This window comes from Vibrio sp. 10N.222.49.C9 (assembly GCF_041474985.1).
GTDB classification, from domain to species: domain Bacteria; phylum Pseudomonadota; class Gammaproteobacteria; order Enterobacterales; family Vibrionaceae; genus Vibrio; species Vibrio crassostreae_C.
This window is the reverse complement of the sequence record NZ_JBFRVD010000036.1, coordinates 1-24,663: the sequence shown is the minus strand read 5'-3', so window position 1 is coordinate 24,663 and position 24,663 is coordinate 1. Positions and strand designations below refer to the sequence as shown.

At 44.1% G+C, this 24,663-nt stretch carries 21 protein-coding genes and 1 pseudogene; 13 read left to right on the top strand and 9 right to left on the bottom strand.

Annotated features, from left to right (window positions below):
- The first annotated feature begins 39 nt into the window (after positions 1-39).
- A complete protein-coding gene (gene fdhD / locus AB4585_RS15700; RefSeq protein WP_137001783.1) occupies positions 40-861 on the top strand; it encodes a formate dehydrogenase accessory sulfurtransferase FdhD in 822 nt (273 codons plus the stop codon).
- Positions 862-1,083: 222 nt separating this feature from the next.
- On the opposite strand, the gene AB4585_RS15695 is transcribed toward fdhD, so the two are convergent.
- A complete protein-coding gene (locus AB4585_RS15695; RefSeq protein ID WP_372154528.1) occupies positions 1,084-2,667 on the bottom strand; it encodes an ABC-F family ATPase in 1,584 nt (527 codons plus the stop codon).
- Positions 2,668-3,129: 462 nt separating this feature from the next.
- On the opposite strand from AB4585_RS15695, the gene AB4585_RS15690 reads away from it, so the two are divergent.
- Both AB4585_RS15690 and AB4585_RS15685 read left to right on the top strand, forming a co-directional pair.
- Positions 3,130-5,475, top strand: coding sequence for an ATP-binding protein (locus tag AB4585_RS15690; protein WP_372170218.1), 2,346 nt, complete (start codon positions 3,130-3,132; stop codon positions 5,473-5,475).
- A gap of 1 nt (position 5,476) precedes the next feature.
- Entirely contained in the window at positions 5,477-6,364 is an 888-nt protein-coding gene (locus AB4585_RS15685; protein ID WP_017059614.1) for a mechanosensitive ion channel family protein, read from the top strand.
- Positions 6,365-6,494: 130 nt separating this feature from the next.
- Here AB4585_RS15685 and AB4585_RS15680 read toward each other — a convergent pair.
- From AB4585_RS15680 to AB4585_RS15670, 3 genes and pseudogenes are all read right to left on the bottom strand, one after another.
- A pseudogene (locus tag AB4585_RS15680) lies at positions 6,495-6,794 on the bottom strand (methyl-accepting chemotaxis protein); the annotation flags it as partial.
- Between the two features lie 266 nt (positions 6,795-7,060).
- A complete protein-coding gene (locus AB4585_RS15675; protein ID WP_372170215.1) occupies positions 7,061-9,088 on the bottom strand; it encodes a cache domain-containing protein in 2,028 nt (675 codons plus the stop codon).
- Positions 9,078-10,541, bottom strand: coding sequence for a sigma-54 dependent transcriptional regulator (locus tag AB4585_RS15670; protein ID WP_029235435.1), 1,464 nt, complete (start codon positions 10,539-10,541; stop codon positions 9,078-9,080). The genes AB4585_RS15675 and AB4585_RS15670 overlap by 11 nt, the downstream gene beginning before the upstream one ends.
- 302 nt (positions 10,542-10,843) lie before the next feature.
- On the opposite strand from AB4585_RS15670, the gene AB4585_RS15665 reads away from it, so the two are divergent.
- The 6 genes from AB4585_RS15665 (at position 10,844) to AB4585_RS15640 (ending at position 16,214) form a co-directional block, all read left to right on the top strand.
- On the top strand, positions 10,844-11,650 hold the full coding sequence (locus tag AB4585_RS15665) for a substrate-binding domain-containing protein (protein WP_017071481.1): 807 nt from the start codon (positions 10,844-10,846) through the stop codon (positions 11,648-11,650).
- A 210-nt stretch (positions 11,651-11,860) separates the two neighbouring features.
- On the top strand, positions 11,861-12,559 hold the full coding sequence (locus tag AB4585_RS15660) for an ABC transporter permease (RefSeq protein ID WP_017059610.1): 699 nt from the start codon (positions 11,861-11,863) through the stop codon (positions 12,557-12,559).
- A gap of 10 nt (positions 12,560-12,569) precedes the next feature.
- A complete protein-coding gene (locus tag AB4585_RS15655; RefSeq protein ID WP_372170212.1) occupies positions 12,570-13,289 on the top strand; it encodes an energy-coupling factor ABC transporter ATP-binding protein in 720 nt (239 codons plus the stop codon).
- Positions 13,267-13,851, top strand: a complete 585-nt coding sequence (gene mobA / locus AB4585_RS15650; protein WP_004733776.1) for a molybdenum cofactor guanylyltransferase MobA — start codon at positions 13,267-13,269, stop codon at positions 13,849-13,851. The genes AB4585_RS15655 and mobA overlap by 23 nt, the downstream gene beginning before the upstream one ends.
- A complete protein-coding gene (locus AB4585_RS15645) occupies positions 13,851-15,668 on the top strand; it encodes a bifunctional molybdopterin-guanine dinucleotide biosynthesis adaptor protein MobB/molybdopterin molybdotransferase MoeA (RefSeq protein WP_372170210.1) in 1,818 nt (605 codons plus the stop codon). Before mobA ends, AB4585_RS15645 begins: the two co-directional genes overlap by 1 nt.
- Before the next feature lie 279 nt (positions 15,669-15,947).
- Complete coding sequence (locus tag AB4585_RS15640; protein WP_017063882.1) at positions 15,948-16,214, top strand: DUF2960 family protein; 267 nt, start codon at positions 15,948-15,950, stop codon at positions 16,212-16,214.
- A 179-nt stretch (positions 16,215-16,393) separates the two neighbouring features.
- Here AB4585_RS15640 and nagK read toward each other — a convergent pair whose 3' ends face one another.
- Positions 16,394-17,302: an N-acetylglucosamine kinase gene (nagK, locus tag AB4585_RS15635; protein ID WP_017068179.1), complete on the bottom strand. Its 909-nt coding sequence runs from the start codon at positions 17,300-17,302 to the stop codon at positions 16,394-16,396.
- 163 nt (positions 17,303-17,465) lie between these two features.
- The gene (locus AB4585_RS15630; RefSeq protein ID WP_371722153.1) at positions 17,466-18,212 is read right to left on the bottom strand and encodes a tRNA-uridine aminocarboxypropyltransferase; all 747 of its coding nucleotides are present in this window, start codon (positions 18,210-18,212) and stop codon (positions 17,466-17,468) included.
- A 68-nt stretch (positions 18,213-18,280) separates the two neighbouring features.
- Here AB4585_RS15630 and AB4585_RS15625 point away from each other — a divergent pair, with 68 nt between their 5' ends.
- On the top strand, positions 18,281-19,090 hold the full coding sequence (locus AB4585_RS15625; protein WP_171733000.1) for a sterol desaturase family protein: 810 nt from the start codon (positions 18,281-18,283) through the stop codon (positions 19,088-19,090).
- 115 nt (positions 19,091-19,205) lie between these two features.
- Here AB4585_RS15625 and AB4585_RS15620 read toward each other — a convergent pair whose 3' ends face one another.
- On the bottom strand, positions 19,206-21,251 hold the full coding sequence (locus AB4585_RS15620) for a methyl-accepting chemotaxis protein (RefSeq protein WP_372170208.1): 2,046 nt from the start codon (positions 21,249-21,251) through the stop codon (positions 19,206-19,208).
- A 104-nt stretch (positions 21,252-21,355) separates the two neighbouring features.
- On the opposite strand from AB4585_RS15620, the gene AB4585_RS15615 reads away from it, so the two are divergent.
- Complete coding sequence (locus AB4585_RS15615; protein WP_017059602.1) at positions 21,356-21,841, top strand: C40 family peptidase; 486 nt, start codon at positions 21,356-21,358, stop codon at positions 21,839-21,841.
- A gap of 107 nt (positions 21,842-21,948) precedes the next feature.
- Here the strand turns inward: AB4585_RS15615 and AB4585_RS15610 are convergent, their stop codons facing one another.
- Positions 21,949-22,293, bottom strand: coding sequence for a DUF3802 family protein (locus AB4585_RS15610; protein ID WP_010440912.1), 345 nt, complete (start codon positions 22,291-22,293; stop codon positions 21,949-21,951).
- A 584-nt stretch (positions 22,294-22,877) separates the two neighbouring features.
- Between AB4585_RS15610 and AB4585_RS15605 the strand changes: the two genes are divergently transcribed.
- Together AB4585_RS15605 and AB4585_RS15600 are read left to right on the top strand one after the other, a co-directional pair.
- Positions 22,878-23,744 (top strand): fructosamine kinase family protein, encoded by an 867-nt coding sequence (locus AB4585_RS15605; RefSeq protein WP_372170206.1) that lies wholly within the window; start codon positions 22,878-22,880, stop codon positions 23,742-23,744.
- Between the two features lie 63 nt (positions 23,745-23,807).
- On the top strand, positions 23,808-24,011 hold the full coding sequence (locus AB4585_RS15600) for a CPXCG motif-containing cysteine-rich protein (RefSeq protein WP_017059600.1): 204 nt from the start codon (positions 23,808-23,810) through the stop codon (positions 24,009-24,011).
- Between the two features lie 108 nt (positions 24,012-24,119).
- On the opposite strand, the gene AB4585_RS15595 is transcribed toward AB4585_RS15600, so the two are convergent.
- The coding region (locus AB4585_RS15595) for a riboflavin synthase subunit alpha (protein ID WP_372170204.1) at positions 24,120-24,663 on the bottom strand (544 nt) is incomplete at its 5' end.

Genomic DNA, 24,663 nt, shown 5'->3' with positions numbered 1-24,663 from the left:
ATCTCATAAAATCGCTATCTCATTAAGTAGGAAATGACTGTGGTAAAACCAAACATAATAAAAACCAGTGAGAACCCTCTTCAGACAATCGAAGTTGAAGTGTTTGATGAATATGGCGAAAAGCTAACGAAACAGATCGCGTGTGAGCGCCCTCTTACCGTGATGTTGAACTGGAAAGAGATCGTAACCTTAATGACATTGGGCTCTCGTCCTGAGTCATTAGTATTAGGCTATTTGAAAAACCAAAGCTTCCTTTCCGATCCGGAAGCGGTTGAATCTATTATCATCGATTGGGAAACCAGCTCTGCTGCGGTTATCACCAAAGAAGATACAAGCCAACTTGAGCAAGCGCTTAAGAAGAAGACAGTAACCTCTGGCTGCGGTCAAGGCACTATGTATGGCAACGTGATGAAGCAGTTGGAAGATTACCAAGTGCCTCAAAACAAGATTAAGCAATCTGAAATCTACACAGCGCTTGAAGCGTTGACTCATTACAACGATACCTACAAGAAAGCAGGTGCTGTGCACGGTTGTGCGGTTTGCAAAGACGACAAGGTTCTATCGTTTGTTGAAGATGTTGGCCGACACAATGCCGTTGATACATTGGCTGGTGAGATGTGGCTTAACAAAGAGTCAGGTGAAGACAAGATCTTCTATACCACAGGTCGTTTAACGTCTGAGATGGTGATTAAGGTTGCTCAGATGGGTATCCCTGTTCTACTGTCACGCTCTGGCGTTACACAAATGGGCTTAGATTTAGCGCAGAAGTTCGGCATCACTACGATTGCTCGCGCTAAAGGTTTACGCTTCCAAGTGTTCACGGGTGCAGACAAGATTGACTTTGATGTGAAAGGTGAATAATCAGCAGTCGGAAAAAAGCGTAGGTTTGATTGGTGATTCACTAACCGCTTCTAATTGTAAAGTTCTGATGTAAATAGTTAGTGATCCATCAAGGATAAATACATAGAAACTTAGCTAGATACAAAAACGCCGTCATGCTTTTTAGTATGACGGCGTTTTTAATTTTCAATTTATAGCTTAATTTCCAACGCATAGAGTTGAAAACTAAGGCTAACTTAAAGCTTAGCCGCGTGCTTTCAAGAACTCAGCGTAAGTACCGCGGAAATCGTTGATCTTGCCATCTTTGATTTCAAGGATACGAGTTGCAAGCGAGTCTACGAATACACGGTCGTGAGATACGAAGAACAATGTGCCTTTGTAGTTCTCAAGAGCCAAGTTAAGCGCTTCGATAGATTCCATATCCATGTGGTTTGTTGGCTCATCCATTAGCAGGATGTTTGGTTTATGCATCATGATCTTACCAAGAAGCATACGACCTTGCTCACCACCAGAGATAACCTTTACAGATTTCTTAATGTCGTCTTGACCAAATAGCATACGACCTAGGAAGCCACGAACAACTTGCTCGTCTTCGCCTTCTTGGCGCCATTGGCTCATCCAATCAAACAAGTTCATGTCTGTCTCGAAATCGTGTGCGTGATCTTGAGCGTAGTAACCGATGTTTGAGTTTTCAGACCACTTGTACTCACCTGTGCGAGGCTCAAGAGCGCCAACTAGTGTGTTAAGTAGTGTTGTTTTACCCACACCGTTCTCACCGATGATAGCAACACGCTCACCTACTTCGAAAATACCGTCGAACTTGTTGTATAGGTCTTCTTCAAAACCTTGAGATAGGTTTTCAACCACAAGTGCGTTACGGAATAGCTCTTTAGACTGTTCGAAACGGATGAATGGGTTTTGACGGCTAGACGCTTTAACTTCGTCTAGTTGGATCTTATCGATCTGCTTAGCACGTGACGTTGCTTGCTTCGCTTTAGATGCGTTAGCAGAGAAACGAGATACGAACGTTTGAAGTTCAGCAATTTGTGCTTTCTTCTTAGCGTTGTCAGACAGTAGACGCTCACGAGCTTGAGTCGCAGCCGTCATGTACTCATCGTAGTTACCTGGGAATAGACGAAGTTCGCCGTAATCAAGGTCAGCCATGTGTGTACAAACAGAGTTTAGGAAGTGACGGTCGTGCGAAATGATGATCATTGTGCAGTTACGTTGGTTTAGCGTATCTTCCAACCACTTGATGGTGTCCATGTCCAGGTTGTTCGTTGGTTCGTCAAGAAGCATGATATGCGGGTCTGCAAACAGTACTTGAGACAATAGAACACGAAGTTTCCAACCCGGTGCTACTTCGCTCATCAGACCGAAGTGCATTGATTCTTCAATACCTACCGCTAGAAGAAGCTCACCAGCTTTAGCTTCTGCCATGTAACCGTCCATTTCAGCGAACTGAACTTCAAGGTCAGCCACTTTCATGCCGTCTTCTTCGCTCATTTCTGGCAAAGAGTAAATGCGGTCACGCTCTTGCTTAATAGCCCAAAGCTCTTTGTGACCCATGATAACCGTGTCGATTACCGTGAATTCTTCGTAAGCAAACTGGTCTTGGTTTAGCTTAGCAACGCGCTCGTTTGGATCGTAGCTTACGTTACCAGCACTTGGCTCAAGTTCACCAGATAGGATCTTCATGAACGTCGATTTACCACAGCCATTCGCGCCGATTAAACCGTAGCGGTTGCCTTCGCCGAACTTAACTGAAATATTTTCGAAAAGTGGCTTAGCGCCGAATTGTTGGGTGATATTTGCTGTGGAGATCAATGCCATTACCTTTTTAATGTGAAAAACGCCGCAACGTTACTTGTTCAGGGCTTTAACTGCAAGTATTGATTGCAATTACTGGCCATTAAGTAAGTGATAACATAGCCAAATCATAGTTTGAACTGACTCACATTTTTGGTTTTCTATTTATCGCCGTAAAACCGTCGATTTTAAGGAAAAACAAAATATCGAACAGCGCACCATAATGGGCGGTATATAACGTCCCAAATCATGCCAACCATTGAATATATCGTATGCTGATTGGTCACAGTAAAAGCCAACCCGATCAACGCAACAGAAGACATAATAAAGATGCTCAAATACTAGCCTAATCCCTGACAATTTCATGACAAAATCGCTCGAAACAGGAATAAAGTACTCGCCCCCGACACGGGGTTGGATTTCACAAAGTCAGATTATCTAACTATAGTAATCCTAACCTCATAATTCTAAGAGACTTTTATGCGTTCACTATCGCGCTTCTTAATCCTCACTTTGGCCATTCTCTCTTGGCCTAGTCATGCCAACTTGGAATATGACTTACAATCTCAGCCGCAGGTATCCGATTCTGCTGTTGATCTCGATGATCGAATTGATTCGTTACCCGACCCCCTCTTTATGGAACCGTCGGACAGACGCCAAGTCAATATATTGCTCGCTGAAGTGCTACAAGTTCAAAAGCAGGAAATCAAAACCTTCGAGCAACAGATAAAAGCCTACAGAGCGAACAACGACGCCGATCAATGGTTTGCCGTTCAAACCAGTTACGTCACTTTGAATAGCTTGAATGTGAGCAAGCAACACCTGTTAGAGCAGACGAATTCCGCTAATAAAGAGCGCCTAACGGGTTTTGGCCCCTACGGCGTAACTCAATTTAAGCAAGAGTGGGAATTAACCAAGCTCAACATTGAGTATCTTGTTTACTTCCAAATTCGTAGCTTTAAAGCGCTCGTTAAAGACATCTTTATTTCGCCAGTGCCTGTGATTGGTGCATCGTTAAAAGTGTTGTTTATCTATTTTGGTTTAGCGTGGTGGCTTGCCAATAGCACTCGTTTGATTGAGTTGTTCAGAATTAATTTTCTTGAAGCGAAAACGAACCCTCCATTTTTAGTACGTGTGATCTGGTACATCAGCCGCGCTGATCGTGCGATTGCTTGGTTAATTGCGATTACGCTTTCTCTAAGAATGCTCTCCAGCATCCCTAGCCTGCAACACCTGATTTTCCTTGAGATCTTCACTTGGTGGATTCTAGGTGGTTCGATTGCTATCAGCTTTATTTTGGAATTTGCGTATCGTTTGGGCCGCACATCTAATCAAGAAGTGATTGCGCTGCGCCTATCGACCATTCGCCGTTATGTTTGGAGCTTCATTGTTGCGGGTGTGACTTTGCAAATATCGAGTATCACGCTAGGCAAAGGCACTATCTATAGCTGGATCTACAGCGCCCTATTTTTCTGGTTTGTACTGGTTACCATTTCAGTGCTTAGATTATGGCGTGCGAAAGTCTTCGATACGCTGCAACACATCTCTGATCGTCCGGTATGGGTGAACTGGGCAGTAAACCGCAAGGATACCTTCTTACTTAATATATTGGCGACGGCCATTGGCATCGTATGGTTGAGTGTTTACAACTTCCAACACCGCATCATGGCCTTACTGTCTAATTACACACTGTTTAGCCAAGCTTTGGCGTACCTGTTTAGAATTGAAGTGGCTAAGCAGTCTGACCTTGACAAGAATCAGCAAAACTTGGTTCGAATCAAAGGCGATCAAACCTATGAATACATTCTTCCGGGTAATATCGACAGCACGCTGATTGATTACGCCGGTGATGAGGTTAAGCAACTGTCTCGCTACTTGATGTCAGACAGCCCTGCTATCTGTATTGTTTCAGGTGAACGTGGTGTGGGCGCAACAACGCTGCTTTATACCCTGCTGCACAAAGTCTCTAACGCTGAACCTGTCTACGTAAGTTGCCCTTACGCTGGTTATCAAGAGCTGTTAGCGCATCTAGCGGTGAGCATCGGCTTGGAAGAGAAAGCGACTGAGATTCAGATCTTGGCTCACCTTCGTAAAAGCAAGACCACGTACTTGATTGCGATCGATAATGCACAACGTCTAGTTAAGCCAATGGTTGGCGGCTTGTCTGATCTGATACGTTTAACCAATCTACTGCGTCGTTCTAAAAAGAACCACCGTGTCGTGATATCGATCGCCAAATCAAGCTGGCGGTTTGTCGATCGAGCGCGTGGCGAACGTTTGCTGTTTGACTTGGTGTGTTTCCTTCCGCGTTGGACAGAGAAACAAGTCGGTGAGCTTCTAAATAGCCGTATTAATACGGAGCTTGAGAAGCCGTTATCGTTTGATGGTTTGGTGGTGCCTAAACAGTGGGACCAAGATGACATGAGCGAGGAAGATCGCGCACGCCAAGGCTTCTACCGAATCTTGTGGCATTACTCTGATGGTAACCCTACCGTTGCGTTGCGCTTCTTCCGACTCTCATTGAATCGAAACAAAGATACCGATCAAGCCGTGGTGCGCTTGTTCCATGTTCCAGAAGCACAAGAACTAGAAAACATGCCAAAACCTATGCTGGCTGTGCTTCGTTCTATCGTGCAGTTGGAAATCGCGTCTCCGGAAGTCTTGTCTGATTGTACGCAGCTAAGCACGGCTGAGATAACCGGCATTCTGCGTTACTTTGAAAGCCGTGGTTATATTGGTTGGCATGAAGAAAAGGCTCGAATTTCCGAGCACTGGTTCCGCCACATTACTAACGTTCTCGACCGTCAACATCTACTGGTGAAGTAAAATGAAGAAGTTATTTATCCTACTATTTGTTGGCTTGGCAAGTGCTGTCAGTTTCCCGATCTTTGCGACGGAAGAGTTAGCCAATGTAGAAAACATCTCAAAGATAGCGAGTCTAGTGCGATGGAGCGGCGTGTTCTTCTCCATGATCGTTATTGCTGCGATGTGGTTACTGCTTAAGTTTATCAACTCGATGGTGACCAGTTTTGGTAGCCAATTCGTGCAATACCGAATGCTGCTACAGAAACTGCAGTCGTTTACTCAGTTCTTTATCTATGTGAGCACAGGTCTTATCGTGTTCATGATGAGCTTTAGAATCAACGACCAAATACTGGCTTTGATTGGTGGTACCCTCGCCGTGTCAGTCGGCTTTGCGCTTAAAGATTTGGCAGCTTCATTCATCGCGGGCATCACGGTAATGATTGATAGGCCCTTTCAAGTTGGTGACCGCGTCACGTTCGAAGGCAACTACGGTGATATCATTACCATTGGTTTGCGTTCAGTGCGAATGAGAACCCTGAACGATGACATCATTACCATTCCGAACAACAAGTTCTTAAATGAAGTGACCACCAGTGGTAACTACGGTGCGTTGGACATGCAGGTGGTGATTCCGTTTTACGTTGGTATGGATGAAGACATCACCCTAGCCCGCGATCTAATTCAAGAAGCGGCGTCTTCAAGTCGTTATATCCACTTGCCGAAACCTGTAACGGTTTTGGTTAAACAGACGATTACCGATAACTACCTAGCAATACAGCTAACTTGTAAGGCTTACGTTGTGGATACTGCGTATGAGAAGCTGTTTGAAACCGACATTACTTTGCGTGTGATGAAAGAGTTTAAGAAGCACAACATCAACCCACCGAAAATTTCAGTAGCGGCGCATTAGGCTTGATGCTTTAGACGTTTGTTGCTTATAGCAAATGACTAGCCATAAATAAAAACACCTCCGAACTTATCGCAAGTGCGGAGGTGTTTTTTATGAGCTTTTTATCTTTAAGCTAATAGTCCTATTGATGCTAAACCTTAAAGTATTTCAATTGCTCAGTAAGGTGTTCTGTAGTGTTCGCCATTTTCTGACTGTCTTCTGCGAGCGATTGTGAGGCTTGGAGTACCTCATTTGCAGCGAGATGAATCCCAGTAACACTTTCACTCATTTCAGTGGCTACCGTGCTTTGCTGCTCCGAGGCTGCGGCAATTTGTGCCACCATGTCATTGGCGTTATGCAGTTCATTCACAATCACATCGAGTTGTTGACGAGTTTCGTTAGACGCGACAACACTGTGATCAACCTTCGCGTTACTTAATTTCATAGCTGACTGACTTTATTATTTGTTTTGATTATGGATTTCGGTCAAGGTATCAAAATTTCGTACAGTTCAGATGATATGCATCAAGATCAAAAGATATGCACTGTGTTACATGGCCAAAAAGAGGTGCTCGTCAAACCGAAAGAGGTTGAGATTTGGTTTGCGATAGATTAGTAGTGCAGAATTTTCGTGCTTGGGCTAAAACGTTCGTGTAATAGCCCAAGCGCGTTAGAAATATTATCAGATGATAATATCAGTGAATGAGTTCTTAGAATTTATAGGTTTGATACAAGCAATTGAGGTGTCGCTTTCTGTTGAAGATAGATACTAAAGCAACTTCCCTTACCTACCTCAGATTCAACTCGGATCTCGCCGCCAGTTTGGCTCAAGATACTCTGAGATACTGACAACCCTAAGCCCGTGCCATCTCGTTTGGTGGTATAGAAAGGCGAGAAGATACGTTTCAGTTGTTCTTCCTTAATACCGCAGCCTTCATCTTGAACATGAACGATAGCGCCATGAGACACACCATTTTCAACCCAGTCTTCACTCGAAATGGTTAACGTGCCCTGACCGTCCATTGCATGAATCGCGTTCATTTGTAGGTTAACCAGAATCTGTAGCAATTGGTTTCGATTGACCTCGACTGAGGTTTTAGCGTTCAGCTGCGATACGTACACAATGCCTTTCTTCTTCGCACCTGTTTTTACGAGCGTAATACTTTCATCCACTATTGGGTTGATATGTTGCCACGTAATTTCGTCTTGTACGCCGCCGTGACGGCTGTATTGAAGCAGGCTTCGTGTGATATTTCGAATTCGGTCAATCTGCTCCATGATCGCGTGGACTTCCTCATCTACACGGCTCACTTGATCGCCCAGTTCAAACTTCATCAGTTCAACGTTGCCAAGAATCACGGCGGTTGGGTTATTGATCTCATGAGCAATACCTGCCGTTAATTCACCTAACGCGGCCAGTTTTTCATTGACCACCAGCTTATCTCTGGCTTGATTGAGAAGCTTGATGTGCAGTTCGAGTTCTTCAGTTTTCTCTTTCAAACTCGCGGTACGAGAATGCACTTTGCACTCAAGTTCAGACGCCGCTTGTTGAATCTCTTGATTGCGCTCGTGCAGTAGATCCAACATCTTGTCGAATTGTTTAGCGAGCAGTGTCAGTTCGTGTTGATCATCCAAACCTAGCGTACCAATTCGCTTGTCTTGCCCCATCTGGACTAGCTTGACGACCTTATGAATGCGTTCGATTGGGTTGAAAAGATCACGTGCGCCACGGTGAACGATCAAACCGGATGCCAACAGAAGCAACACAATGGTAATGCTAATTTCGCCAAGGTTGGTCAAGTACGTTTCTATCAGCGGCCAAATCAAATAACCGGTGTAAAGCATACCAATCACATTATTAAACTGGTCATGGATTGGTTGGTAAGCTGTGATGTACCAAGCATCGTAAACATACGCTCGATCTAGCCACTCTTTACCTTCATTCAAGACTTTCGAGTGAACCTCGTGAGAAACACGTGTACCAATGGCGCGCCCTACACTGTCTTCACTGCTCAAAGGCACGTTGGTGCTAACACGAAGATCATCAAGGAAAACCGTGACCGTTCCTATATGACGATTAAAACCTTCTCGTTGTGGATAGATAAGGTTACTGATTTGGTCAACAAGTTGAGTACTGTTATTCAGTAAGATCCCACCATCCAGAAAACCAATCACATGATCATGTTCATCTTTGATGGATACAACGGTTCGGCTTACCAATCCGCGAGTCTCGACCTCTTGCCCGTTGAGCATCGGAACTTCCGCTTTTTTAGCGAGGTCACGATCGAGATAATTGAGTTCATTACGGCTTAAGACACTGAAAAATGAAGGCTTGTGAGTTAAGTTTAGATATTCGAGTTTCTTTTCCATGCTCTCGACACTGCGCCAGCGCAGAAAATCGAGCTCATAGCGAGATTTGTTCTCAGACACCCAGCGCGTTAGCTCTTCGTGTGAAAGATCACTCGCAAGTTTGGTTCGAAAGTTATAAGACTCGGCAAACGCACGAACGTTGTATGCTTGCTGATTTTGGATCAGGTGAATACTGTTATCGGCAACATCCAAACGCTCATCGACATCAATCAGAGCGCCCTGCCACGTGTAATGTATTGACCAATACAGTGTGATAGCCACAAGCGCGCACAAGGTCAGAATGATCGGAGCAGATGTAAGGAATAATAATCGGTAGCGAACCATGGTTTTGAATCGGAACGCCCACTTTGACCACCAACGACGTCTAATCGGCATATTCAGAGCCTTCTGTGTTCCAATCTTTGTACTTACGCTCTAGCGTTTTACGTGCGACGCCAAGATCTCTTGCAGCTGCCGATTTATTGCCATCATGAAAACTAACCAGCTGTTCTATATGAGATTTTTCTACTTCTTTGAGTGTCCAAGTGTTTGGATAACCCTCGGCAGCGTCTGCATTATTCAAGTTTGGCATTTCCGCACCATGTGACACCGTCACTGAAATGCTAGCGGGAACAGGATCACCATTAATCTCGCGCCAATAGTGTGCTGGTGGCTTGTCTAAAAGAATGCATCGTTCGACTAAGTTTTTAAGTTCACGAATATTTCCCGGCCATTCGTATTCGTTCAACGCCAAGATATCTTCATGTGCCCAATTTGGAACTGGCATGCCAAGCTCGCTCGATAAAAGACGAGTAAAGTATGGAACAAGTTCAATCAGGTCTGACGGGCGCTCTCTCAATGGCACCACATCAATCTTAAGTACATTGAGTCGGTAGAACAGATCGCGGCGGAAGTGCCCTTTATCGACCTCTTCTTGAAGATTTCGGTTGGTCGCCGCCACCACTCGTACGTCAACGGAAATTTCCTTTTCGCTACCGACTGGACGAATGGTTCTTTGCTCTAACACGCGTAGCAATGCAGCTTGCATTGGCAGTGGCATTTCACCAATTTCATCAAGGAACAAGGTGCCACCACTTGCGACTCGGAAAAGACCTTCACGGTTTTTCTTCGCACCAGTAAATGCGCCTGATGTATGTCCAAACAGTTCACTTTCTAGAAGCTCTGGAGCAATCGCACCACAGTTGATTGGCACAAATGGACCTGTGCGTTTACTGGCTTCATGTACACCACGAGCAACCAGCTCTTTGCCGGTACCCGACTCACCTTCTATCAAGACGGACGCTCGAGACGGTGCAAATTGACTGATCAGCAATTTAAGTTGTTTGGTCTTGTCTGAATTGCCAATCAGTTCAGTCTTGATATGACGACTCACATCACGCTTCAACGCGTACTGCATTCTTTGGTCGAGTCGCTTATCCATACAACGCAGAACCGCTTGTATCATCTGTTCGAGGTTGAACGGCTTAAGAATAAAATCTGAAGCACCAAGCTTAAGCGCGGATATGGTCATCTCTAGATCGGCATAACCCGTCATGAAAATCACATCGGCGCGTTTGTCGTTGTCGTTAAACGCCTCTTCCCACTCAATGCCAGAGCGGCCTGGTAGGTTGATATCAAGGACAATCAGATCAAAATGTTCGCTCGAACGCAGCGTTTCAGCCTCTTCAACCGATCCTGCGCTCGACACCTTGCCAAAGAACTTACCCAGTGCTTTCTTTAAGATAGCCTGCATACCCAATTCATCATCGACCACCAAGACGGAAAACGCCTGATACTGAGTCAATGTGTTCGGGTTGAGATTGGATGCAGATGAACTAGGTAAAGACATAATGATTAGCCGGTGAGAAAAGTTGGGACAGAGTGTACCAATTAACCTTTTCTCCAACAGGGACAATGTGCGACATTTTGTCCTAGCTCATGTTTTGATTCATTTTAACGGGGTAAAAGACTCAGTTTTGTCCGAAATAACAGCAATTTAAAGAAATCTGATGCATTATTTGTTGGCATTAAGATTGCTTATAAGGTGTAGATTTCTAATTACAACAATTAGCGTCTTATGCACATGCCCTCTTTGAGCCCTTTAAAATTGAAGGCATGTCATTCATTTATAACAGAATGGACATAATAATAATGAAAGCAATTCCCCTAACTATTGCAGCTCTATCTATCGTCAGTTACACGGCTAGCAGCGCGGAAGACACCACTCATATTAAGTTGGCGACAACCACAAGTACTTATCACTCTGGTCTACTGGACTACTTATTGCCTGAGTTCGAAAAAGATTCTGGTATCAAGGTTGATGTTCTAGCTGCGGGTACCGGTAAATCACTTCGCATGGGCGAAAATGGTGATGTTGATTTGGTAATGACTCACGCACCAAAAGCTGAAGCGAATTTCGTAGAAAAAGGCTACGGCGTTTTACCTCGTAAGCTGATGTATAACGACTTTGTCATCGTTGGTCCACAAAGCGACCCTGCAAAAATTGAATCTCAAAAAGCAGTGGCCGATGTGTTCAAAGCGATCGCGACTAATAACGTGACGTTTGTGTCTCGTGGCGACGACTCTGGTACTCATAAGAAAGAGATGGGTATTTGGGCGCAAACTAAAATGGAACCAAACTTTGGTGGTTACCGCAGTGTTGGTCAAGGTATGGGCCCTACTCTGAACATGGCGTCAGAGATGCAAGGCTACACCATGACAGACCGTGGCACATGGTTGGCTTACCAAAACAAACTGGATCTTAAAATCCTTTTCCAAGGTGACAAGAACCTATTCAACCCTTACCAAGTAATCCTTGTTAACCCAGAGCGCTACCCAAGCATTAACTACCAAGCAGCGAAAGTATTCAGTGATTGGTTGGTGAACCCTAAAGGTCAGAAACTGATTAACGACTTTAAACTGCATGGCAAACAGCTGTTTGTAGCGAGCGCAGAGTAGTTTTTCGTCAGCGTAGATTCGTTTATAACAAGCTGAGAATGGTTTGTTGTAAGTACTAATTCCAATTAGCACTACGCTTAACTAACCAGTTAACTGAAGCATTTAAAGAAACAATAGCTGGCCAATATAGGCTCAATAATATTGTGTCAGCTATGATTAACATCAGTCATTACCGATAAAGACCTATTATCGATTCACACGAGATACTTCATGACCCTATGGCAAACAACGATTGATGCAATGAACCTACTAGTGAGTTTTGACCACGAATTGTGGAAAATCGTCGCGGTATCTTTCAGCGTATCTTTGTCCGCCATCTCATTAGTGATTATTCCTGCAATCATCATGGCTTTCTTATTGGCTTATACCGAGTTCCCCGGGAAGTGGGCATTATTATCGGTGATCAACACCCTGCAAGCTATCCCAACCGTGGTTATCGGTTTGTTGATGTACATGATGCTCTCTCGCTCTGGCCCGTTAGGTGATTGGGAATTACTGTTCACCCAAAAGGCGATGATTCTAGGTCAGATGCTGATCTGTTTCCCAATCCTAGTCGCGATGATGCACGGCGCTCTGCAGGCCAGTGACCGCCGAGCGGTTGAAACGGCGCGCACGCTTGGCGTATCAACGACTCGTGTGGCGTGTACGTTAATTTGGGAAACGCGCTTCCCTCTTTTAGCTGCAACTATCGCTGCCTTCTCTCGTATCGTCACTGAGGTTGGTTGTTCAATGATGGTCGGTGGCAACATTATGGGGATGACAAGAAACATCCCAACAGCTATCGCTATGGAAAGCCACAAAGGCGCATTCGCTCAAGGCGTCGCCCTCGGTATGGTGTTATTAGCATTGGCATTAGCCCTTAACTTTTTCCTTTCCAGTGTGAGAGGAAAAGGCTATTTAAGAACTTAGGAACGCTGTCATGAGTATAAAAATAACAACGCAGCAAATTTCAATGCGCTACAAAGAGCGTGTTTTGTTCCATATTCCCGAATTGTCGATCGGCCCCAACGATGCCATTTATCTCAAAGGAGATAATGGTGTGGGTAAAACGACCCTACTTAAAATATTGTCTGGATTGATTCAGCCCAGCTCTGGCCGCATTCAGTCTCCGACACAAAGCTGGCAGCAGCTCTTATTCCCTAGGCTCAAGTTCAAAGACATTATCTACCTGCATCAAACCCCCTATCTTTTTGATGGTTCGGTGTACCAAAATGTCGCTTATGGCATTCGCTTTAACAAAGAGAGCCAAAAAGATAAGCGAGCTCAAATAATTAATGCATTGAGAATGGTAGGTTTAGAAACCTTGGCAGATGAACACATTTCTGTGTTGTCTGGTGGTGAGCGTCAACGCGTTGCAATGGCACGAGCCTGGATTCTTAAGCCGTCAATCTTGCTTATGGATGAACCAAGTGCCTCTTTAGACAAAGAATCTATTGAAAGATTGGTGATAATGGCCGAAGATCTTCTTCAAAGAGGCGCGAGTTTAGTCATCACTAGTCACCAAACTAACGCGTTAACCGACTTATGTAAGAAGCAATGGTGGATCAAAGACAATACTTTGACCGAATCGCCGCTTCTGCAAGTTATTCAGAAAGATAAAGCACAAGAGAATATTTATGCTGCTTCCAACGCAAACTAGTTGGGTTATTTTGGCTGGCGGACAGGCCAGCCGCATGGGCGGAAAAGATAAAGGACTTGTTGAGCTCAACGGTTCTCCGCTTATTCAATACGTTATAAACAAGCTGTCACAGCAAGATGTCAGCATCACTATCAATGCCAACCGTAACTTAGACAGTTACCAAGCATTTGCTCCGGTTGTTTCCGATTCCTTCCCTGACTATCCAGGTCCATTGGGCGGCATTCATGCTGGCCTTAAAAACGCGAGTACAGACTGGGTCGGCTTTGTCCCTTGCGACAGCCCACAAATCAGTGACGACCTTGTTGAGCGTTTTTGTTCTGCAGTTAAAGAAGACAGCGACATTCTTGTCGCGCATGATGGCGAATTTAAGCAACCTGTATTCACCCTATTCCACAAACGTGTTCTACCAAAGTTAGAAGCGTTTTTGGAACGTGGTGATCGTAAAATCATCTTGCTATACAAAGAGTGTGTTACCGAATACGTTGATTTCAGCGATTCTCCTAACTGCTTTGTTAATCTCAACACGCCAGAAGAACTCACCCAATTCGGAACGCTTCAATAATGAAAGATTCTAAACAACGCCCTAACCTTCCTTTATTGGGCTTTGCTGCTTATAGCGGTACAGGCAAAACTACCGTACTTGAAGCCCTGCTTCCTCTGTTGACTGATGCGGGTTTAAAAGTTGGCGTGTTAAAACATGCTCACCACGATTTTGATGTCGATAAGCCGGGTAAAGACAGTTACCGCTTACGTAAAGCGGGCGCGAACCAAATGTTGATTGCTTCTCGTAATCGTCACGTGATGATGACAGAAACACCAGAAGCCGAAGCAGATTTTTATTACCTGCTGACTCGATTTGATACCAACACGCTTGATCTGATTTTGGTTGAAGGCTGTAAGAACATCGCCTTCCCTAAAATTGAACTGCACCGAGATGAAGTGGGCAAACCTTGGTTATATCCAAACGATAACAACATTATTGCTATCGCGGCAGACAGCCAAGTTGAATCAGAGCTGCCACAAATGGCGATCAGCGACTTAGAAGCGATTCGTGATTTCATCATCGATTACGCGCAGTCCTTTGACCTTGTCTCTACAACAGACAGAGCCGTGTCATGCTCATCTTCAAAAGACGCAGCGCCAGCTGTTTGTTGTGATTCGTTCTCTCCTGCAGGTTTAACCGTTACTCAAGGCCAACAAAAGATTGTTGATAGCATTGACGCACTCGATCTCACAGAGAGTGTTGAATTACTGCAAGGCTACGGCCGCGTGCTGGCTGAAGATGTGATTTCGCCAATCAACGTTCCTCAGAATACCAACTCTGCAATGGACGGTTATGCAATTCGTAGTGAAGATCTAGAATTGGACAGTTACAACATCATTGCTGAAGTCATGGCGGGTCACAGCTACGAGCAAATCGTGCAACAAGGTGAAGCCGTTAAAATCATGACCGGCGCACCAATGCCAGAAGGCGTTGATGTTGTCGTGATGCGTGAACAAGCCGTCCAAGATGGCGATAAAGTTAGCTTCCCTGATGCTAAAATCTCGGTTGGACAAAATGTCCGTATGGCAGGTGAAGATTTAGAAATCGGCCAACCTGTCTTTACACGTGGCACACGCATTGAAGCGCCAGAAATGGGCATGATGGCGTCGTTAGGTTTTGGTACCTGCCCTGTTCTGCGTAAAGTGAAAGTGGGTGTGTTCTCTACGGGTGATGAAGTTCAAGCGCCGGGTCACGAGCAAAAACCAAACTCTATCTATGACTCAAATCGTTTTACTATTATCGGCATGCTTCAAAAGCTCGGCTGTGACATCGTCGATTACGGCATCATTGAAGATGATGAGCAGAAGATGATGGATGTGCTGCATTCTGCGTCGCTTGAAACCGATATGGTTTTGACTTCTGGTGGTGTGTCTGTTGGTGATGCGGATTACATCAAGCTTGCGTTAGATAAACTGGGTGAAATCAACTTCTGGCGTATCAACATGCGTCCAGGTCGCCCATTGGCTTACGGTAAGATTGAGAACAAGCCGTTCTTTGGTTTACCGGGTAACCCTGTTGCTGTGATGGTGTCGTTCATTAACTTTGTTGAGCCTGCGATCCGCAAGCTTCAAGGTCAAACGAACTGGACACCAGTAAAAGCAAATGCTGTAGCAACTGAACAACTGCGCTCACGCCAAGGCCGTACTGAATTTAGCCGTGGTGTGTTCTCGATGAATGAATCTGGCGTGCTTGAAGTGAAAACAACGGGCAAGCAAGGTTCAGGTATTCTGCGTTCAATGAGTGAAGCGAACTGCTTAATCGAAATCTCTCCAGCAGTTGATACTGTGAAAGTTGGCGAGACAGTGACGATCATTCCTCTGCAAGGTCGCGTTTGATTCAAAACAAACACCTAAATTGACTTAGCAGCTTTTTAAATGATTTGGAAGATCTTCGCCAAAACATAAACGAAGCCCCTATATAGATTTTTCAATGTTAAGGGGCTTTTGTTTTTTTCGTTTCGTGAAAAAACAACCTGTTCGTTTCCTAAAAGACAAATAGCTTAAATTACGCTAAACGTTTAGAACGATAATCTTAAGATTTCTTACCATTACCTTGAGCCACGTACGCTTTTTATGTAGAGTGCGCGCAAAGTAATAATTCTATTGGAGAGCACCATGGCTCGTACCATTCTGTACACTTACAAAGACGAAGACAAAGAGTTACTGTTTTCAAAACAAGAACACCGCACGATCCAAGAAGCTGTTGCTGCAGCTGAAGGCATCGATATCTCTGAGTATCTAAAAACTGAGCAACAGCTTGAGTTGATTTCTGATACTAAAGCGGTTCGCAACTACCAAGACAACTACTTCCGCAAGCTTGGCTTTACTAAGCTTACGTTGAAGCAAAAAGACAATCTTGGTGTTGGTAAAAAGAAGAAGTAAGCCCTCTTGGCTCTTTTCTTGATATGTCGTTTCTAGCTTTTCGTTTGTAGTTAACAGCTAACAGCTAAAGAAACGAAAGCACCGAACAATAAAAAATGCCGCAACCTCTTTCGAGATTGCGGCATTTTTATTTGTATTTTTTAACTATCTAACCTTAGCTAGCTTAACTTAAGTCACGATTACTTAATGTTAAGGAATGCAGCACCACGAACGCCGCCTGAATCACCATGCTTCGCTTTGATGATCTTTGGACATTTCGCTACAGACAGTAGGTATTTAGGGATACGCTTTGGCATCTCTTCGTAGATAAGTTCGAAGTTTGAAAGACCGCCACCCAATGCAACTACGTGTGGATCAAGACCGGTAAACAGGTTCGCGAAACAGATAGCCAATAGCTCCATGAAACGATCAACGTGCTCAGCCGCTTTTGCTTCACCTTCGTTGTACGCTTGAATGATCTCGATTGCTTTCTTCTTCTCGCCGAAGTAGTGCTCGTAAATCAATTCAAAGCCACGACCTGATAGGTAGCTGTCTAGACAACCTTTCTTGCCACAACCACAACCGAGTAACGGTGCGTTGTCGCCAAGGTGGAACCAAGCATCAATAGGAAGACGCATATGGCCCAGTTCACCAGCAACGTGGTTACGACCAGAGAACACTTTGCCTTCGTAAACTAACCCGCCACCAAAACCAGTACCTAGAATTAGGCCTGCTACTGATGGTTCGTCTTTAAGCTCGTCATCCCACGCTTCTGAAAGCGCAAAGCAATTCGCATCATTTTCAATTTTCACACTACGACCAATAAGTGCTTCTAGGTCTTTACGTAGTGGTTTCCCCGTTGAAGCTGGCACGTTAACAACCAGCATTGTGCCGTCGTCAGCATCTTCCATACCAGGAAGACCAAGACCAATTTTACCTTCGCAAGAAAATTCACTGTCGTACTTCTTCACCAAACCGGCAATCGTATCAAGTAGCAGTTGATAATCTTCAGTAGGCGTTGGTACGCGTTCTGTTGCTACTCGCTCAAGTTTTTCATTGAACGCACCAAATTCAATTTTTGTGCCGCCAACATCGAAGCCGTAATACATGAAATCTCTCCAATTTTTCCCTAAATTCGGGCAAATAAATTTTTCAAATTAAACATCTAGGACGCATTATCCATAACACTCCCCCTACAAACCGTGATGGATAACAAACTTATCTCGTGTTCGAATCTGTTTGAACAACAAGTCAGCACAAAGCGGTTAAAGGTTAGAGTGACGTCTCATTTTTAGTGTGCTCTATGAAAGCGTTCAGGCTTGGTTTGGTTGGATCGGACTTATAACGCGTCTTACTTAGCATGTAGCTTTCACGAAATGTCTCAAACCACAGCTGTAAAGTCTTTGCGCCCTGCTCTTCACCAGCCTGTTTCAAAACCAAGCTCGCTACTTCTGCAGTCGAGAGATGTTGTTCGTTGTCTGACTTACGCATCATGTATTGCGAAACCGATTCTGGTTCGATCGACAACACCGGTAAGTCTTGCAGATACTCTGAACGACGGAAAATACGTCGTGCTTCACGCCAACTACCATCAATAAAGATCAGCAGCAACGTCTTGTTCGAATCTCGCATTTCAGCAAGATCTGCAACCACACGCGATTTGTCATCGGTATAATCTTCAGGAAAGACCACGACTGGCTGATATTTATCGTCTTTCAGCACATCAAGCATCTCTTGATTCGGTTCAGTGCGGTGCCAAAGGTAGGCATAGCTGTCTTTAACGGTATCAAGGATTAAACGGCCGGTATTACTTGGTTTGAGTATTTCGTTGTCCGATAAGATCAACATGGTCGCGACGTTCGTATTTACGTCTGGTTGATGTTCACAGATACAGCTATCTTGTTTGATTTTACAGAACTCACATCGAACCACTTTACACCCGCGCGCGTTAAACGGCTTGGTAGAAAGAGACAAACGGTGTTGATATAAACGGTGAAAAGCGTGGATTCTCATGGACAATAACGATAAATCTAGAAAAGTGGCACGATTGTACTTACAGTGTCCCTAGAATGATAGAAGGAATTCCCATGCAAGACCCATCACTGCTTCGCCTTGTTTTCTTTATTAGCGCTTTTGTTTTGTGTGCGTTGTGGGAATATCGTGCGCCAAGAAAAACGTTGACTCAAAATAAATGGTTTCGTTGGGGAAATAACTTCTCATTAATGGCGCTTAACAGTGTTTTATTGGCGACATTAATACCTGTTGCGGCATTTCAAGCGGCACTGATTGCGGAACAAAATCAATGGGGTCTGTTCAATAACATTCGCCTACCCTTTGAAATCACCGTGTTCCTTTGTGTCGTGTTATTAGATCTTGCCATTTACACTCAACATTTAGTCTTCCACCGTATCCCTGTCCTGTGGAAACTTCATCGCGTCCATCATGCCGATTTAGATATCGATGTCACAACTGGTACCCGCTTCCACCCCATCGAGATGATTTTATCTATGTTAATTAAAGTCGCGTTGATTTTCGTATTGGGTGTGCCCGCACTAGCGGTTGTGATATTCGAGGTTGTGCTTAATGTGAGTGCTATGTTCAATCACAGCAACGGTCGTTTACCTTTATGGTTCGACAAGCAGCTTCGTAAAGTGATTGTCACGCCAGATATGCATCGAGTGCACCATTCAGTGATCGTCAAAGAGACCCACTCTAACTTTGGGTTCTTCTTATCAGTTTGGGATATCTGGTTTAAAACGTATCGTGCTCAACCCAAGCTTGGTCACGATAAGGTAAGCATCGGTGTACCAGAAATACGAGACGGAAAAGAACAAAGGCTCGACTTGATGTTACGCCAACCATTCGCTTCCTTCCCTCATTCGAAAGACAAGACCTAACGCCTCAAGAAAATAATAAAAAATGGCGCAAACTCATAAGAGATTGCACCATTTTTATATGCGTAGCTTCTCACCTTTCAGCGGCAATTCCCACTTCCGGACGACGTTGACACACTTACTTCAATACGTACTTATGAAGCATAGCTTGTTGGTGCCCTGCTATCTCTCCGACTTGCTCTGAACTCTCGATCATAGATTCAAGTTGCAGCTTAGTATTTTCGCCCTGCTCAGACACGCGAGTGATAGAATGCGTTACATCGACAGTCGCACGTGCTTGTTGTTCGGTAGCCACCATGATTTGCTCAACACGCCCTTTGATCTGGCTTACTGCAAATTCTATTTTCTCGAAGGCTTGTCTTACATCACCACTGGTTTGCAGTGCATTGGCCATCTCGCTTCTCGATTCCGTTACAGAAGCACGTGAGCGATCTGCTGCCGCTACTAGTTCGTTCATCATGCTACGAATATTGGTGGTTTGCTGGGATGTGCCGCTCGCCAATTTACGCACTTCGTCTGCAACTACCGCAAAACCTCGACCTTGTTCACCTGCTCGCGCCGCTTCTATCGCAGCGTTCAGTGCCAATAAGTTGGTGTTTTCAGCGATACCACTGATCATGTCGACCATTTCACGAATCTGTTTCACTCGACCATCCAAGTCAGCCATCGACTCTTCACTCATGCTAAGAGAGTGCTCAAGCGCTTGTAATCGTTGTTGGTTAAGGCCAACCACTTGGCTGCCATTCACTGACTCATCTTCTGCTATTTGAGCATCGTCGTTCGATGCGTTAGAAATACGAGCAATCTCACCAATCGATGCTTCCAGCTCAGTAATGGTGGTGATCATATTCTGAAGTGATTCGTTCTGTTCGTTCAAGCTCGAATTGGTTTGCTCTGCAGCGTCATGGCTTACTTCAGCCGTTTGATAAAGCGTCTCACAGTTACGCGTTACTAAACGAACCGAGTCCGCGGTGGAATCAACGACCGTATTGAGTTTTGAAGTGATAACTTGAAGCTCTAGCGGCCCAAGCAATTCACTCTGTTTAGAGAAGTCATGATCTGCAAGTGAACTCAACTGTTGAGTAATGTTTTTTAGCCCTTTATTCATCCAACGGCGTAACACGAACCATGAAATCACAATGATTACGGCAATAACCAGCCCGCTGATAAACAACACACGATCAATATTGGTGATGGTTTGATTTACAACCAGTTCGCTTTCATCAATCAGATGGGAAGCGGTAGAAGACAACTGATTCAATGTGCTTATGACTGTATTCGCGAGGGTGATAACTTGCGTTAAGTTCTGCTCTTGCTGCTGAACAAGTTCGAGTTTCAAGAGGATCTGTTTGATCACGCCTTCTTCGGTAAAGCCTTCTTTCACCATCTCGTAAGGCGCCGTCAAGCTCGCGAACTCAACGATGTCTGGATGCCAATCGGCAAAATCGCTGTAAGCCAAGTTAAGGCCTGCGATTCGGTTTCTCAATTGACGGTATTCGTCTTGTGCTTTATCAATGTCAGGTTGCATCATCAACATCAAGAAGGTGTTCGCCATAGCAGACGCACTGGATGTGAATCGGTTCGCTGCATCGCTCGCTTCTGGGTTGTCTTCAACCAAGAATGAGCTGATTCGATTCATTTCTGGTCCGATAGATCCAACGCCATAACGGAACTCGCCCATTTTACTGTCGATCAGATTTTGCTTACTTTGAATCTCAATCTGCGCCAGCAGTACCGTGTTGGTCATAGCTTGCAGTTGCGCCATGTCATCGACAAGGATTTGTTGTTGCTCTAAAGAGATCGCATCAGGAAAAGATTGGGAAATAAAAAGAAGTTCCTCTAGCGTGGTATTGCTCTCTGTCGCGAGTTGGTCAATTGAGCCCCTTGTGGCATTCAGTGTATCTAAGTCGGTTGATTGGGTGCTGTAAGTGAGAAGTTTTACTTGTTCTAATACGCTTTGCGTTAATTCGGCGTTATGTAGAGCAAGGGGTAATGCTTGTTCCGAGAGTGCATCAAAATGTCCCCCGACCCGTTCAACGCCCCGAATGCTAACCATTGATAAAAAAGTAACAAGTAAAAGAATGGAAATAAATACAGCAGTGACGGTTTGAATGAGCGAGAATGTATAACGTGAGGGTTTTATTGATAAATTTGTGTCGGGCATGTGAAATCCAGTTTGACTACGAAAAGAGATATCCTTAAGTTAGGTCGTATACTAGAAGTCCTTGATGACGTTTTTATTTCAGTTTTTTGTCAGAAGAGTTACATATGAAAATCAGAAAAATGGCTGTAGTTACAATAACTTTAGCAACATTGGCTGCTTGTAGCTCGTCACCTTCGCCTTCTCAGCTTAGTCAAACCGCACAGAAACCCCTATCAAAGTCAGAACAATTGACTACAAACGCTTATATGAGCGTGTATGAACAGTGGAAAGGCGTGCCATACCATTTCGGTGGGACCTCATTTCGAGGTATAGATTGCTCTGCTTTTGTTCAAATCGCCGTGCAAAATGCGACTCAACAAGCTCTACCAAGAACCACAAAAGACCAGAGTAAAAAGGGAAAAGAAATTGCGTATGGGCAGGCAACAAGCGGTGACTTGGTGTTTTTCAAGACTTCGATGACGGTGCGACATGTAGGCGTTTATTTAGGAAACAACCAATTTCTACATGCCTCGACATCGAAAGGTGTCATTATTTCTAGGTTAGATAACCCTTACTGGGCATCCAAGTTTTGGCACTTTAGGCGTTTATAGCGGTTCGAAAGATAAACCGCTGAGCGAGGTAACTCTAGAAAGATACGACTTAAACGCCCGTTGTTATTATGCTGATTAATTACGACGATAAATGAGCAAACAAACCGTTAATCGTATTTAGCAACAGCAGTATCAAACAGGTTCTTCACTAACGCGATGTACTCATCGAGGAATACAATTTGTTCGTTAGTCGCTTTCTTAGCCCACACACCCGCTAATACTTCACCAAGATCCGCTACTACGGCATCTGCTTCTTTCAAAAGTTGAAAACGAACGCTCGAATGCAACTCTGGGTTTTGCTCGAAAATAGCCATGATGTTTGTTGAAATCATGTCGGTAACAATGTCTTCGACACTTTCGTTTCCAGTATCACCATTACTATTGGTAAACACATCAAGGTTGAATGATAGGTGCTCGATTAAAGCCAAATAGCCATCGGTTTCTACAACCACAATAATTCTCCGTTTTAAGCTCTAGAGCAGATTAATACGTACTTGCCTAATACTATGTAAATGAAGCTATTTGTCATCACTTTATTGCCCAAAACTACATTTAAATGATCCTAGTTAGTATTTCAGCTTAAAATTAAATCGATATAGCTTTATGTGGTATACCTGCCTACTTACGACATAAGTAAATTCACGCTAAAGAAGTGTAAGACAAACTTTGAAGCAAAGTATTGCGCCAGTTAACAAAGCCCTTTCAACTTACTCTAAAAGCTCATTTGATTTAGTCGCTAGACAATAACAAGCTCAAACCTCTTTTCCAGTTTGTGGCGTTCAAAACCGTTTCGATTGTGAGACCAGTTCCAAACTATTTCATCACGTCAGGTTTTCAATTTATGTTTGTATTTCAAAGAGCTTGAATCAGTTCGAGTTCACAATTCGGCCAATTGATTCTACGTAAGATGAAGAAGAGCTAAGAACATTGACGAGTGCGTCTATAAATTGTTCAGATTTATCCTAAACTATTGCTATTAAACAAACAGTATTTCTAACCTTCAATCTTTTTAACTTTCAGTCTTTGAGGATTTCCTATGTGGCAGGCCATTTCTCAACAACTTTCAGATACTCTTCTATTTAACTTTCAGATTACTGAACGTACCAAGGTTTCTGGTGGCGACATTAACGATTGCTATATGATCAGCGATGGTAATGAGCGTTACTTTGTGAAAGTGAATCAGCGAGAATTTTTACCTAAGTTTGAAATTGAAGCTGAGAACTTACGCTTGTTAAGAGAAACCTCCACTGTTTACGTTCCTGAGTTGGTGCTTATTGGCAAAACCAAAGAGTGCTCGTTCATTATTCTGAATTACTTGCCGACCAAACCGCTCGAGACGGGCAACAATAGCTTCGATTTCGGCGTTCAGCTTGCGCGGCTTCATCAATGGGGCGAGCAAAAAGAGTTTGGTTGCGACCAAGACAACTATATCGGCAGCACACTTCAACCCAACCCTTGGCATAAGAAATGGGGTCGCTTTTTCTCTGAGCAACGCATTGGTTTCCAACTGCAACTGCTCAAAGAGAAAGGCATCGAGTTTGGTGATATCGATGACATCGTTGATGTGGTGAATATGCGTCTTGCTGGCCACAACCCTCGCCCTTCTTTGCTTCATGGGGATCTTTGGAATGGCAATGTAGCAAATTCAGCCTTTGGGCCAATCTGTTACGACCCGGCTTGTTACTGGGGGGACCATGAATGCGATTTGGCATTAACGGAATTGTTTGAAGGTTTCCCTAAAGAGTTTTATGAAGGTTACCAGAGCGTCAATCCACTCGACGTTGGCTATACTGATCGGAAAGACATTTACAACTTGTACCATCTTCTTAACCACTGCAATCAATTTGGCGGCGAATATTTAGTACACACTGAAGCATGCATTCAGAAGATACAGGCCGTTTAATACCAATTACAGCTGTTTATAACCGAATACGATTGGTATCAGTTACAGTGAGGAGAATTTGCCATGCATAAATACACAGAGAAACATGTCTCCTGTCCGCATTGTGGGCACGGTATTAACATCACGCTTGATGCATCTAATGGTAGCCAAGACTTCTATGATGATTGTCCAGCGTGTTGCAATGCCATTCATTTGGATATGCAGGTTGACGAAGTAAGAGACAGAATCAACCTTTCGATTGATGCCGATGATGAACAAGTATTCTGACAATCAGTTTCTCGTTTAAACCATGATCAAAAAAGAGCACCTCACGTGCTCTTTTTTAATTTGGTCATCGGTGTGATTTTATTGCCACCGATTCAATGCGCTTAGTGGCTATTTCTGGTTCGCTAATACACGCTCGACAGTATCAACAATTGCCTGCGTTTGTGGATCGAACTCAATGTTCACTTGGTCGCCTACTTCACGGCCGCCAAACAGAGTACGATTCAGAGTTTCTGGGATCAGGTGAACAGAGAAACGGTTCTCTTCCACTTCACCAATCGTCAATGAACAACCATCAACACCAATGTAACCCTTACTCAATACGTACTTCATCGATTCTTCTGGTAGTTCGAACCAAAGTGTACGGTTGTTTTCTGTTTTAATCACATCGACTAGGTTAGCCATCAGAGTAATGTGGCCAGACATGCTATGCCCGCCAATTTCGTCACCAAACTTTGCTGCACGCTCAACATTCACTTTGTCACCAACATTCAGTTGGCCTAAGTTCGTCAATCGCAATGTCGCTTGCATTAAATCAAAAGCAATCTGGTTACCTGAAATTTCCGTTACCGTTAAGCAACAACCGTTATGAGCTACTGAAGCGCCAATTGCTAACCCCTCAACCATTTCGTCACTTAATACCAATCCGGAAAAT